Genomic DNA, 238 nt, shown 5'->3' with positions numbered 1-238 from the left:
CGACGGTCGCCAAGTGGATGGCCCGGCACCGGCAGGAAGGCGACGCCGGATTGGCGTCGAAACCGACACCGGGGCGCCCCCGGTTCTTGACGCCGGAGCAGGAACACCAAATCCTTGGATGGCTGGCGGAGAAGCCAACCGCCCACGGCTTTCGCACCGATCTTTGGACGGCTCGGCGTGTGACCGAATTGATTTGTCGACGATTCGGTGTGCGGTATCATCCGGACTACCTGCGGGC

The 238-nt window shown here is 64.7% G+C and carries 1 protein-coding gene; it reads left to right on the top strand.

All coding sequences use genetic code 11. From position 1 onward, the window contains the following. The coding region (locus tag BGIM_RS48090) for a helix-turn-helix domain-containing protein (protein WP_162136237.1) at positions 1 to 238 on the top strand (238 nt) is incomplete at both ends.

The sequence above is a fragment of the Zavarzinella formosa DSM 19928 genome (assembly GCF_000255705.1).
Classification (GTDB): Bacteria; Planctomycetota; Planctomycetia; order Gemmatales; family Gemmataceae; genus Zavarzinella; species Zavarzinella formosa.
Note: the sequence above shows the minus strand (reverse complement) of the source record. Positions and strands in the feature narration are given on the sequence as shown.